Below are 11,687 nucleotides of genomic sequence, written 5' to 3'. Positions count from 1 at the left end.
TGCTGGAGGTGAAGCGGGGTTCTCCATCCGATCCCGTGTTCTCGGAGTAGAGGACCTCCCCCGATTCGCAGCCCAGGACAAGGTCCCAGTCTCCATCCCCGTCGAGATCGCCGGTCTGCGCGGTGGTCCGCCTCAGGTCGCAGAGGAAGGTCAGGTCGATGCAGCCGGTGGCGTCGAAGACAGGCACTCCGTCGGGTGAAGGGATTCCCGGCAGTACCACGAGCCGGCCCCCGTGAAGGGTGTCGGTCGGATATCCTGCCAGCAGGAGGTCGAGCACTCCGTCTCCGTTCCAGTCGACGAGCCACGGGGAGGAGTTGTAGCTCGTGGATATCTCGCTCCCGCCGGCATCGACCGGGTGACCTGCGTAACGAAGAGTCCCGTCGCCGTTTCCGGCGTACAGGTCTATGCCGCCCCGCCTCTGCCCGGAGATGATGTCGGGGATCCCGTCGCCGTTCCAATCCACGACCTGTGGATTCGTGTTGCCGGTGCATCAGGAATAGGTCGTCGTGATGTCCCGCGAGTCGGCCCTGAGGAACGTGTAGTCGCCGAACAGGGGTTCTCTCTCCGTCCCGCGGTTCGGATAGAACCTGATCATCCCCTCGATGAACTGGCCGACCAGGAGGTCGCCGCGGCCGTCTCCGTCCCAGTCGGTGAAGAAGGGGTTCGACATCAGCCCGGCCGTCAGATTGTCGGCGCACACCTCCTCTGGAGCCCGGGCCGCGCTGTCCCCGAGCACGAACGACATGGACAGAGGGGGCTGGAAGATCTGATAGAAGCGGTAGATCCGGATCTTGCCCTCCGGGAGGTCGGACCAGTTGCGGCCGATGTCGTTGATGCCGTCAGCGTTCCAGTCCACGAAAAACTGGTCGGCGACCGGATCCGCCTCGAATCTCCCGCCGTGCCGCTGGATGACGAAAGGTGCTTCCAGCCGCGGGATTCCGGCAGCAGCCGCCGCCGAAAGGGACAGACATGCGCCCAAGGCGGTGTTCAAGCCGTCACTCCCCTTCCCTCGATCGATCCGGTCCCATGGACAGGAGCGGCTGCGCGGCGCGCCCCATGGGGCCTGAAGGGTTGCCTCCCCGCAGCCATCATCATAAGATGCGGAGGGGGAAAGGGGTCCCCGGATGGAGGGTGCGATGAGGGTCTTCCCATGTACCCGGGTGAACAGAAAGCTCCTGTCCTGAACGAGGCAGCATGCATCCCCGGGACGGGATGCCCGGTTACCGGGCCTTCTCTTTCTCGTGCTTTCAGCTTCCCCGCTCTTCCTGACCGGCTGCGGCCGGCCGCCCAGGATCGAGGGCCCTGACGTGCTCCTCGTGGTTCTGGATGCCGTGAGAGCCGACCATCTCGGCTGCTACGGGTATCACAGGGACACGTCGCCATGTCTCGACAGCCTCGCCGGCACGGGGACGGTGTTCACCGACGCCCGGTCCCAGTCATCCTGGACGATGCCCTCGGCCGCGACGATCCTCACCGGCATGTCGCCGCAGGGACACGGGTGCCGGGCGGGCGCCGACAGGGTCTACGGCCTCGATCCGGCGACCCCGACCCTCGCAACCGTTCTCCGGGATGCCGGATACGCGACATTCGGCTGCTTCAGCTCGGCATGGTTCTCGGCAGGCCTCGGCTTCGACGCGGGTTTCGATACGTTCATCTGCTACGGGACCGGGGGGCACCAGTACGGGAACGTGGCAGAGAGCTTCCGGGGCTGGATCGACTCGCTGCCCCCGGGAGAACGCTGGTTCGCGATGATTCACCTCTACGAGGCCCACGAGCCGTACTCGCCCCCCTCGCCTTTCGACACGATGTTCGTGCCGGGACGGGTGCCATGGCCCGACGACAGCCTCTGGATGGTCGGAGAGTCGGACGAGGTGCTGCGCCCCGGACAGCTTGCCTCGCTGACTGCGAGGTACGACGGGGAGGTCCGCTTCCAGGATGCCGCGATCGGCACGCTGCTCGCTGCAGTCAGGAGCACGGGCCGGGCGGACGACGTTCTCGTGATAGTCACGGCCGATCACGGCGAGGAGTTCCTCGAGCACGGGGGATGCGGCCACGGGAAGACCCTCTTCCAGGAGGTGCTCCGGATACCTCTCATCGCGAACGGGCCGGGGATCCCGCGCGGGGCGGAGAGGACCGATCTGGCGGCCTCCATGGACATAATGCCCACGATCCTGGCCAGAGCGGGCGTACCGGTTCCCGGGGGCGTCGAAGGGGTGGATCTCTCGGCGGGTCCGTGCACGGACCGGTACGTACCGTCCAGCGAGCCCAAGCGGGCGGCTCTGGTTTCCGTCCGGAGAGGCGATCTCGTGCTCATACGGGACATGGATACCGGAGAGGAGGTCACTTACGATCTCTCGACCGATCCGTCCGAAACGTGCCCGCTGCCTCCCGACAGCGTACTGCTGCTCGACCTCGCCGACTACCTGGCCGTCCGTCCGGGCCGGGAACGTGCCACGGCCGGGGAGAGCGAGCTCGACGGCTCCCTGAGAGATCTCGGCTACGTCAGGTGACCGGGGCTCCCGGCAGCCCCGCGCCATCTGCGCGGCACTCCACGGGAGATCGGACCGCGTATCTTCCGTCATCCGGAGGAGGTGGGCCTTGAGGAGATCGCTGTGTCTCGTCCCGATTCTCGCCATCGTCCCTGCCGTGTGTCCCGCCGCCGCCGGGGACGGACCGATACCCCCGCTGTCCCCGCCCGTCCAGTCAGGGGACGGTGGCGTGATCCCCGATCCCGTCGATCAGCCCGCTGAGGAGCCTGTATCCTGGTCCATCATGGGCGAAGGCAGCATGACGGCGGACCGGCTCGTCTCGTTCCTGCTCGAGAACAATCCCGATGCCGACAGCGGGCGGGTGGCGCTGCTCGCCTCGCTCTACGTCGAGGAGGCTGCGATCGAGGGGGTCAACTCCGACGTGGCCTTCGTGCAGATGTGCCACGAGACCGGCTTCCTGCGCTTCGGCGGGCTCGTGACCGAGGAGATGGACAACTTCTGCGGGCTCGGATCGACGGGGCCCGGGAATCCCGGGCTGTGGTTCCCCGACGAGCGCACCGGCGTGCGCGCCCATATCCAGCACCTGAAGGCCTACGGATCCACGGAACCCCTTAACCTCGAGCAGGTGGACCCGCGTTTCGGGATGGTCAGCCCGAGAGGCAGGTCGCCGGACATCTTCGGCCTCGCCGGGACATGGGCGGCCGACCCGCAGTACGGGCAGAGGCTCGCCGACCTCCTGGAACGGCTCTGCAAATGACGCACCGGCCCCGGCCGCCCTTCCCGGCAGGCCGCGGCCCGGAGGATCATCCCGTCAGGCCTGGGACGCCCAGGCGCTCACTCCCTCGAAGCCCGACCTCGGGATCTGGAGACGGAACGGCTGCCGTCCGTCCGCAGGCTCCACCAGCATGACGACGGCCTCCTCCATGGCTCCGGTAGGCCCCGCCAGCGTCTTCATCTCCGCCTTCCGGTCGGTGAGGGAGACCGAGACGCCGCCCTTCTCGAAACCGATGGGCGGGTGCCCGCCCTCGTTGTGGCCGAACACCAGCCGCCCCCGGTCGGTTGTGGCCGCCATCACGTTGATGCCGCGCTTGCGCATGCCGAGGACCTCGCCGACCTTGTCACCGACGGTTCTGTCGATATCGTAGTAGCAGACCCACATCGCGGAGACCTGCTCGCCCTCGGCCAGGCCGAACAGCTTGACATAGTACCCCCGGCCGCCGTCTCTTCCGATCTTGAACCACCAGTACCCGCCGATCGCGGCTATCGCGACGACCAGGACGACAATCTGGACGACTCCCATTCCACCCTCCCCGGGCGGGCGCCCCGGGCCCGCCTCGTCCGGCTCCCCGAGGAAGCCCATGATGGTATCTCGTGAGAATTGAACCGGCCCGGCAGCCGGTCAAGCCTCCCGGCCTTTCCTGCGGTACTCGTCCACGATCCGGCGGCTCGCAGTGGAAGGTATCGATCGCAAGGCCCCGGGCCGGTGCGCGGGTTGACATCGCGGGCACGCCCTGCGATAAACGCGAATGATTCGCGATATGGACGGAACCCTCGATTGCGTCGGCGCCGGGATCACGCCCGAAGCCGTCCTTCACGGCCACGGCCTGCGTGTCACCTCCCTCAGGAGGTCGGTCGTGTCCGCCTTCCTGGCAGCCCGGGGCGCTCTCTCGGCGGATGATCTGATGGCGAGGGTGGGCTTCGGCAGCCTGTCGAGCATCTACAGGGCGCTCGAAGCCATGGAGGCTGCGGGTGTGCTCGCGAGGTGCCCCGTCTCCGGCGGCGTGAGGCGGTTCTGCCTCGCACCGGGCAAAAGCACGGGCCACAATCACTTCGAGTGCCTCGGATGCGGGAGGGTGACCCACTTCGAGATGGACCTGCCCGAGGGATGCATGGACCGCGCACTGGGAAGGGGTTTCAGGGTCGCCAGCGCCTCGATCCACCTGTCCGGCACCTGCCGCGAATGCGCGCGGAGGGCGAAGGGATGAGGCGTTTCCTCGCTCCCCTGCTCCTGGCGCTGTCCGCCTGCAGGAACGCCCCGGCCCCCGGGGATGGTCTCGAGGTGGCGGTCAGCATCGCGCCGGAGGCCTATCTGGTGGAGGGAATCGCCGGCGATGCCGCCCGGGTGACCATAGTCGTCCCCCCGGGTGCGGATCCGCACTCGTACGAGCCGACACCCGCGACGATGGAGGCTGTCGCGGACGCCGACCTGTACCTCGCGATCGGCCTCCCCTTCGAGGACCAGTGGCTCCCGAGGCTCCGGGGTTCGGCCCCGGGGCTCGAGGTGGTCCGGATCGACTCCGGGATCGACCGGACGGCCGACCCCGATCCCCACGTATGGATGTCCCCGACCCTGATGAGGATCCTCGCCTCGAACACGTGCGTGGCGCTCACTGGAGCTTCCCCGGGCGACTCGGCCCTGTTCGCCCGCGGTCTCGCCGGTCTGACGGCCGGCATCGACTCGGTCGATGCAGAGGCCGGGAGGATGCTCGAGGGGATGCGGGGGGCCTCGTTCACCGCCCTTCATCCCGCATATGCCCGCTTCGCCTCCGACTACGGCCTGGTGCAGATCGCCCTCGAGGTTGAGGGCTCCGAGCCCTCGCCGGCCGAGCTTGCCTCGATCGTACAGGCGGTGCGGGCTTCCGGCTCCAGGGTCGTGATAGTATCGCCCGGCTTCTCCACCGGGGCTGCGGGAGCGCTGGAGATGGAACTCGGGATCCCCGCCGCGCCGCACGACCAGCTCTCGCGCGACTGGCCGGGATCGGTGCTGGGGCTGGCTAGGATCATCTCCGGGGCGGAGGGCGAACCGTGACGGTCCCCGTGGTGAGACTTCGCGGGGTCACTTTCGGCTACGGGCCGGGCAGGCCCGCCCTCGACGGGGTCGACTTCGAGGTGTCCGCCGGAGACTACGTGGCGGTCATCGGGCCGAACGGGGGCGGGAAGACCACGCTCCTGAAGGTGATCCTGGGGCTCAGGACGCCCTGGTCGGGCACCGTGGAGGTGTTCGGAGGCCCGCCCGCGGCGGCGAGGGGCAGGATCGGATACGTGCCGCAGTGGAGCGGCGCCAGCCTCGACTTTCCAGCGACGGCTCTCGACGTGGTGATGATGGGCCTGCCCCCGAAGACCGGCGGACGGGCGGCAAGGGCGGTCGCACTCGACAGGATGGCGGACATGGGGATAGCCGGTCTTGCCGGGATCCATGCCGGGAGCCTCTCGGGCGGCCAGCGTCAGAAGGTGTACGTCGCCAGGGCGCTCGCGGGCGACCCGGAGCTGCTGCTCCTCGACGAGCCGGCCGCGAGCGTCGATCCCGCAGGCCAGGGCGGCCTCTACGACCTCCTTGCCAGGCTCAACGAGAAGGTGACCATCGTTCTCGTAACCCACGACGTAGGTGCGGTCTCCGGTCAGGTGCGCTCGATCGCGTGCCTGAACTCGGAGATGGTCAGCCACGGCGGCACGCTGGACACGGAGGCCCTCTGGAAGGCCTACGGCTGCCCGGTGGACCTCGTCTCCCACGGGACCCCGCACAGGGTTCTCGAAGCGGGCGCCCACGGAGGCTGCGGACATGCCTGAGGCCCTGCTCAGGTTCGAGTTCCTGCAGCATGCCGTTCTGGCGATCCTGCTGGGATCGGTGGCCTGCGGCCTGATAGGCGGCCTGCTCTTCGTCAACAGGCTCTCGAGCCTCTCGGGCGGGATATCGCACGCGGTCTTCGGCGGCCTCGGCCTCTCCCTGCTCGCCGGCATACCCCCCCTGGCCGGCGCAACGGCTGCGAGCATCATCGCGGCTCTGCTGCTGGGCTTCATCTCCGCCAGGGCGAGGAGCCGGTCCGAGGCTGCGATAGCAGCGGTCTGGTCGATAGGGATGTCGCTCGGTCTGATATTCGTGTCGCTCGCCCCGGGCTACAGGGGCGACCTGATGGGCTACCTCTTCGGGAGCGTGCTCGCAGTCCCTGCGGCGGACCTCGTGCTGACGGGCGCTGTCGATGCCGCCGCCCTCGCGTTCGTCCTCCTCTTCTACAGGCGGATCCTGTGCGTGTCCTTCGACCCCGAGTACGGAGCAACCCGGGGGATCGGCGCCGGGGCTCTCTACACCGCATTCCTCTGCCTCACCGGGCTCTCCGTGGTGGTTCTGATGAGATCGGTCGGGCTTGTCATGGTGATCGCCCTGCTGACGATCCCCGCCGCCTCCGCCCGCCTGCTCACCCACAGGCTCCCGGTGATGATGGCTCTCGCCTGCTGCTTCAGCGCAGTCTCCGGACTGGTTGGCCTGTACGCCTCCTGGGAGCTCGACCTGCCAGCCGGAGCCTGCATCGTGCTCGCCAGCGCGGCGCTGTTCGGGTGCATCTCCGCCGGCCGGGCCCTTTCATCTCGTCAGAACCGCGGGAGCCTGCCGGCCGGGGCTCGTCTGTAGCATTCCGTAACCCCGGGGTACGACAGGATTGACAGCCCGCGGCGATCTTCCCCGTGCGGCGGAACGCCGCACACATCGGAAGGAGTCATGAAATGCGCGGGACAGTGCTTGCAGCGGTGATCGCGATGGCCGTTCCGTCGGTGTTCACGGGTTCCCGGGCCTTCGCACAGCCTCCATCCTCCGGGGGATGCGGAGCCGGAACCTGGGCTCCGGTGCCTGGAGGCGGCCCCGGATGCGGAGGTGCCGGCCCCGGCTCCGGTCCGGGCATGGGCGGCGTCGCGATCGAGGCGCTCATGCCCGTCCTCGGGGGGCTCGACCTCGATGACGCCCAACGCGGGAGCATCGACGCCATCCTGGAGGAGACCCGGGAGGAGATCCGCAGCCTGATGGACGAGGAGGCTCCGGTCGATCCCATGGCGGGCTTCATGGAGGTGTTCGGCTCCCCTGAAATCACGGTCGACGACCTCGAGGCGCTTGCCGAAGAAATGGCCGGGAGGCGCGAGGCTGCAAGGGAGATCGAGCTGGAAGCCATCGTGAGGATCCACGATGTGCTGACCCCCGAGCAGCTGAGCACCATCGGATCGCTGCCCGTCCACGGGGGAGGGGCGGCCCCCTGCGGGAGATCAGGCTCGCACGACCGGGGCTGAGGAACCGGAACAGGCGGACGGAGGGGCTTCCGAAGCCCCTCCCGCCGTCCAGTGGCATTTTTCCGGAACCCCGTTCATAGTATGTGCCCCGGTCGGGAGGTCCTGTCCGGTTGACCCGTCCGGATACGCTGCTGCCAAGGAGGTCTCTGGGATGACTGAACTCGACAGGGCTAGACGTGAGGCCGGACGACTCGCCGATATGAAGGGCGTGAGCTACTGCGTGATCTCGCGGGAGGAATCCGGCAAGAAGGAGTACAGGATCGCCTGCATGGAGGGATTCGGCCTCCCCAGAGGCTGGATGCTCGAGGAGGTCATCAACCCGAGGGTGGAGAGGGTGGAGATCGAGCCCCCCGAGAACATCGAGGACGACTCATTCTGACCCGGGACTTCCCCTCCGATCCCGAGATAGCCGCTGCTGCCGTTCCGCTGTCCATCAGGGAAGTCGCCCGAAGGCTCGGCCTCGCCGACGAGGATCTCGTTCTCTACGGGGACGACAAGGCCAAGGTCCGCCTCGACGCCGTGCGCAAGAGATCGAAGGGACAGGGGCGCCTGATACTCGTCTCCGCCATGACCCCGACACCCGCCGGCGAAGGCAAGACCACCACCTCGATCGGCCTGGCGCAGGGGCTGGCCAGGCTCGGCCTGAAGTCCTGCATCGCCCTGAGGGAGCCCTCGCTCGGCCCGATCTTCGGGATGAAGGGCGGGGCGACCGGGGGAGGCTACTCGCAGCTCCTGCCGGCGGAGGACATCAACCTCCACTTCACCGGCGACCTCCACGCCATCACCTCGGCGCACAACCTGCTCGCGGCGGCCATAGACAACCACATCTACTGGGGCAACCGCTCGGGCCTCGACCCGCGGACCGTGCGCTTCCACAGGGTTCTCGACATGAACGACAGGGCCCTGCGCAACATCATCATCGGGCTCGGCGGCAGGACCCAGGGCGTCCCCCGTGAATCCGGGTTCGACATCACCGCGGCCAGCGAGGTGATGGCGATCCTGGCCCTCACCGAGGGTAGGGAGGATCTCAAGGAGCGCCTCTCGAGGATCTTCGTGGGCCTCACCTACGACGGCGACCAGGTGACCGCGGGCTCCATGGGGGTGTCCGGAGCGATGGGCGTCCTGCTGAAGCACGCCATCAGGCCCAACCTCGTCCAGACCCTCGAGGGCGTGCCGGCCTTCGTCCATGCCGGACCCTTCGCAAACATCGCCCACGGATGCAATTCGATCATCGCCACCAAGATGGCTGTCGGCCTCTCGGACTGGGCCATCACCGAGGCGGGTTTCGGCTTCGACCTGGGGGCCGAGAAGTTCTTCGACATCAAGTGCAGACACGGCGGGCTCGATCCTTCCATCGTGGTCCTGGTGGCGACCTGCCGCGCCCTCAAGATGCACGGGGGCAAGAAGAAGAAGGATCTCGACCCATCCGACCCGGATGCCGTGGCGCGGGGGCTGCCCAATCTCGAGAAGCACCTCGAGAACATCGGGAAGTTCGGCCTGCCGGCGGTCGTCTGCGTGAACAGGTTCCCCTCCGACACGCCCGAGGAGCTCGAGGTGGTCACCCGCAGGTGCGGGCATCTCGGCGTCCCGGCCTCAGTCGGAGAGGGATTCCTGCGCGGCGGGGCGGGCATGACCGACCTCGCCGAGAAGGTGGTCGCATCCGCGACCGCCTCCGTTGCGCACTTCAAGCCCCTCTACGACTGGTCATGGCCCGTCGAGAAGAAGATCCAGACCGTCGCGAAGGAGATCTACGGGGCCGAGTTCGTGGACTACTCGCCCCAGGCCCGGAAGGACCTGGCGACCATACGGAAGTTCGACTACTGCTCCCTGCCGGTCTGCATCGCCAAGACGCAGAACTCCCTCTCCGACAACCCCGAGCTCCTCGGGCGGCCCAAGGACTTCGTGGTGACGGTCAGGGAGATACAGATTGCTGCCGGCGCCGGTTTCGTGATCCCCATCACGGGCGAGATCCTCAGGATGCCTGGTCTCCCGGCCGAACCCGCCGCGCTCAGGATGGACATAGACAGGATGGGTACGATCACCTGGTAGGGCAGCCTGCTACGGGATCCCCCTCCAGGGATCGGGCAGCAGGTCGCCTGGCGGGGGTTCGAGGCATGCCGCGCCCGGGCCGCTCCAGGTGAGCCCCCTGTAGCCTGCGCCGGAGTAGCTGCTTCCGGCGCGGCTGCGCCCCGACAGCCAGAAGGCCGGCCTGCCGTCCAGGGCACCCCGGACGGGCGGCTGCGGGGAATAGAGCACGGGCCTCCGCACCGCCGCGCTCCAGGCCACCAGGGGGAGCCACTCCTCGTCGGTCGCCACGACGTACCCCTCCGGGGCCTGCAGGATCGAAGCCGCCAGTTCCGCGTGCCTCAGCCTGAAGAAGTCCTGGAACATCACCCCCCGGACGGAACCGAACAACGAGAGCGCGACAGTCGCCCCGAGCATCAGCGCGCCGGCCCGCCCGGCGCAGAGGCACGTTCGCACCATGGATGCCGCGATCAGGGCGATCGGCAGCAGGAGGAACCTCGGGCCGAACTGGAACATGCCGTCGGTCGGCGACAGCAGGAGCAGTGCGGCGGCCGACCCCAGGGCCGCCTTTTCGAGCAGCCGGGGGGAGCTCCCGGTTTCGTACCGGCGGAGGAAGGGCGCGAGCACGAGCCCGGGAGCGAGCATGAAGACCGACGCCGTGCCGAGCGACTTCCGCGCGAAATAGTACAGCAGAACGAGGGCCGATGCGGCGGCGGCGATCGAAACGATAGACTTCCTCGCGAAACGCGCCGGCAGGGCCATCACGAGGAGCCATCCGACGGCTGCTGCTACGGCCGGGATGTTGGATGCCGGAACCGTCCACGAAGACAGGATCGAGAGCCTTGCAGCCAGGAATGCCCCGGCCCCCCGGAATGCCGGCAGGTTGCCCGCCACCCTGGCCGGCAGGAGGTCGGGAACCAGCATGGGCACCGCGGAAATGCAGGCGAGGGCGATCCAGCCGATCCAGGCCGCTCTGGCTCCCGGCCCCGGACCGCGCCCCGTCATGAGCGGCAGGGAAGCCCCCGCCGCGGCCGGAAGCAGTTCGGGACGCCAGGCCACCGCAAGGGCGAGCGGCAGTATCCAGAACGGGAGGGGGTCGTCCCGGTGGAGGGCCGCGATGAACATGGAAGCCCAGACAAGGGCCGGGAGCATGGCCGGGCCGTGCTCCCAGAACACGAATGCATAGGGAGCCACGCCGGAGATTGCGAAGGCGGCCATCCCCCCGGCCATGCCTCCGCCGGCCAGCACGGCCATCGGCCAGGCTGCCAGGGCCGTGCAGAGGAGTACGAACACCCTCGCGAGAGCGAGGGAGCCCGCTCCGAATGACGAAGCGGCCGCCGGGAAGCTCGCCGGGTATGACGAAACGACTCCGTCCTGCCTGACGAGAGAGAGAGGAGGAGGATACGACTCCGGCCCGGCTCCGGCTGGCATGGCTCTCGGGAGCGTAGCCCGCCCCTGCAGGCATGCCTCTGTCTGCCAGAGCCTTATCCCGTTGTCGCCCGAGAACGGAGCCTCGACCGGGATGCCGGCCCTGAGGAGGAAGGCCGCTGCCAGCAGGGCCGCGGTCGCGGCCGCAGCCGCGGCTCCTCCGGGAAGCCTCATCTACCAGGCATTCCAGTGTATTCTGGATTCATCCCATCGCTCGGGCATCGCGGGCTTTTCGCCCGGCCAGCCGAATGCCACCAGCGAGAAGGGCTCGATCCCGGACGGCAGCCCGACGAGGTTCCTGAATCCCTCGACCCGGTCCTCCCAGGGGTGGAGCGCCAGCCAGACCGCACCGAGCCCGAGCGACTCGGCCACCAGCAGGATGTTCTGCGTCGCCGCCGCACAGTCCTGTATCCACATGGAACCGTGTGACAGCGAGGTGTCGGCGCAGACGCCCATGCAGCCCGCCGCCTCGGGCACCATGGCGGCGTGCGGGTGGAATCCCGGGACGGCCTCGAGAAGCCTCCTGTCCTCGATCACCACGAACGACCACGGCTGCCTGTTGCTGGCCGAAGGGGCGTACATCGCGCCCTTGAGCATGTCGAGGACCATCTCCCTCGGTACCGGGTCCCTGCGGTACTTCCTGATGCTTCTGCGCCGCATTATCACATCGAGCATCGCGGGCCCCCCTTCGCA

At 68.2% G+C, this 11,687-nt stretch carries 14 protein-coding genes; 9 read left to right on the top strand and 5 right to left on the bottom strand.

The genetic code is table 11. The features are described 5' to 3' along the window. Both QUS11_09340 and QUS11_09335 read right to left on the bottom strand, forming a co-directional pair. On the bottom strand, positions 1-463 hold a 463-nt coding region (locus QUS11_09340), incomplete at its 3' end, for a VCBS repeat-containing protein (protein ID MDM7993505.1). Between the two features lie 27 nt (positions 464-490). Beyond that, on the bottom strand, positions 491-856 hold the full coding sequence (locus QUS11_09335; protein ID MDM7993504.1) for a hypothetical protein: 366 nt from the start codon (positions 854-856) through the stop codon (positions 491-493). 385 nt (positions 857-1,241) lie between these two features. On the opposite strand from QUS11_09335, the gene QUS11_09330 reads away from it, so the two are divergent. Both QUS11_09330 and QUS11_09325 read left to right on the top strand, forming a co-directional pair. Further along, positions 1,242-2,510 (top strand): sulfatase, encoded by a 1,269-nt coding sequence (locus QUS11_09330; protein MDM7993503.1) that lies wholly within the window; start codon positions 1,242-1,244, stop codon positions 2,508-2,510. 88 nt (positions 2,511-2,598) lie between these two features. Further along, on the top strand, positions 2,599-3,246 hold the full coding sequence (locus QUS11_09325) for a glucosaminidase domain-containing protein (protein MDM7993502.1): 648 nt from the start codon (positions 2,599-2,601) through the stop codon (positions 3,244-3,246). A 54-nt stretch (positions 3,247-3,300) separates the two neighbouring features. On the opposite strand, the gene QUS11_09320 is transcribed toward QUS11_09325, so the two are convergent. After that, the gene (locus tag QUS11_09320; protein MDM7993501.1) at positions 3,301-3,789 is read right to left on the bottom strand and encodes a hypothetical protein; all 489 of its coding nucleotides are present in this window, start codon (positions 3,787-3,789) and stop codon (positions 3,301-3,303) included. Between the two features lie 238 nt (positions 3,790-4,027). Between QUS11_09320 and QUS11_09315 the strand changes: the two genes are divergently transcribed. From QUS11_09315 to QUS11_09285, 7 genes are all read left to right on the top strand, one after another. After that, positions 4,028-4,474 carry a transcriptional repressor gene (locus tag QUS11_09315; protein ID MDM7993500.1) on the top strand — a complete coding sequence of 149 codons (447 nt, stop codon included), beginning with the start codon at positions 4,028-4,030 and terminating at the stop codon, positions 4,472-4,474. Further along, the gene (locus QUS11_09310; protein ID MDM7993499.1) at positions 4,471-5,298 is read left to right on the top strand and encodes a zinc ABC transporter substrate-binding protein; all 828 of its coding nucleotides are present in this window, start codon (positions 4,471-4,473) and stop codon (positions 5,296-5,298) included. The genes QUS11_09315 and QUS11_09310 overlap by 4 nt, the downstream gene beginning before the upstream one ends. Continuing rightward, positions 5,295-6,056: a metal ABC transporter ATP-binding protein gene (locus QUS11_09305; GenBank protein ID MDM7993498.1), complete on the top strand. Its 762-nt coding sequence runs from the start codon at positions 5,295-5,297 to the stop codon at positions 6,054-6,056. Before QUS11_09310 ends, QUS11_09305 begins: the two co-directional genes overlap by 4 nt. Beyond that, positions 6,049-6,894, top strand: a complete 846-nt coding sequence (locus QUS11_09300; GenBank protein ID MDM7993497.1) for a metal ABC transporter permease — start codon at positions 6,049-6,051, stop codon at positions 6,892-6,894. Before QUS11_09305 ends, QUS11_09300 begins: the two co-directional genes overlap by 8 nt. A 92-nt stretch (positions 6,895-6,986) precedes the next feature. Next, a complete protein-coding gene (locus tag QUS11_09295; GenBank protein ID MDM7993496.1) occupies positions 6,987-7,541 on the top strand; it encodes a Spy/CpxP family protein refolding chaperone in 555 nt (184 codons plus the stop codon). 151 nt (positions 7,542-7,692) lie between these two features. Beyond that, the gene (locus QUS11_09290) at positions 7,693-7,920 is read left to right on the top strand and encodes a hypothetical protein (protein MDM7993495.1); all 228 of its coding nucleotides are present in this window, start codon (positions 7,693-7,695) and stop codon (positions 7,918-7,920) included. Then, entirely contained in the window at positions 7,917-9,590 is a 1,674-nt protein-coding gene (locus QUS11_09285) for a formate--tetrahydrofolate ligase (protein ID MDM7993494.1), read from the top strand. Before QUS11_09290 ends, QUS11_09285 begins: the two co-directional genes overlap by 4 nt. 9 nt (positions 9,591-9,599) lie before the next feature. Here the strand turns inward: QUS11_09285 and QUS11_09280 are convergent, their stop codons facing one another. Together QUS11_09280 and QUS11_09275 are read right to left on the bottom strand one after the other, a co-directional pair. After that, positions 9,600-11,168, bottom strand: coding sequence for a hypothetical protein (locus QUS11_09280; GenBank protein ID MDM7993493.1), 1,569 nt, complete (start codon positions 11,166-11,168; stop codon positions 9,600-9,602). After that, positions 11,169-11,669, bottom strand: a complete 501-nt coding sequence (locus QUS11_09275) for a nitroreductase family protein (protein MDM7993492.1) — start codon at positions 11,667-11,669, stop codon at positions 11,169-11,171. Positions 11,670-11,687 lie beyond the last annotated feature (18 nt).

It is taken from the genome of Candidatus Fermentibacter sp., from assembly GCA_030373045.1.
Lineage (GTDB): Bacteria > Fermentibacterota > Fermentibacteria > Fermentibacterales > Fermentibacteraceae > Fermentibacter.
This window is presented reverse-complemented; position numbering and strand designations above follow the sequence as displayed.

Excerpts from the sequence above, each read along its gene's own strand:
- QUS11_09280 (MDM7993493.1), bottom strand. The coding sequence starts at position 11,168 with ATGAGGCTTCCCGGAGGAGCCGCGGCTGCGGCCGCGACCGCGGCCCTG.
- QUS11_09320 (MDM7993501.1), bottom strand. The coding sequence starts at position 3,789 with ATGGGAGTCGTCCAGATTGTCGTCCTGGTCGTCGCGATAGCCGCGATC.
- QUS11_09275 (MDM7993492.1), bottom strand. The coding sequence starts at position 11,669 with ATGCTCGATGTGATAATGCGGCGCAGAAGCATCAGGAAGTACCGCAGG.
- QUS11_09290 (MDM7993495.1), top strand. The coding sequence starts at position 7,693 with ATGACTGAACTCGACAGGGCTAGACGTGAGGCCGGACGACTCGCCGAT.
- QUS11_09300 (MDM7993497.1), top strand. The coding sequence starts at position 6,049 with ATGCCTGAGGCCCTGCTCAGGTTCGAGTTCCTGCAGCATGCCGTTCTG.
- QUS11_09315 (MDM7993500.1), top strand. The coding sequence starts at position 4,028 with ATGGACGGAACCCTCGATTGCGTCGGCGCCGGGATCACGCCCGAAGCC.
- QUS11_09295 (MDM7993496.1), top strand. The coding sequence starts at position 6,987 with ATGCGCGGGACAGTGCTTGCAGCGGTGATCGCGATGGCCGTTCCGTCG.
- QUS11_09310 (MDM7993499.1), top strand. The coding sequence starts at position 4,471 with ATGAGGCGTTTCCTCGCTCCCCTGCTCCTGGCGCTGTCCGCCTGCAGG.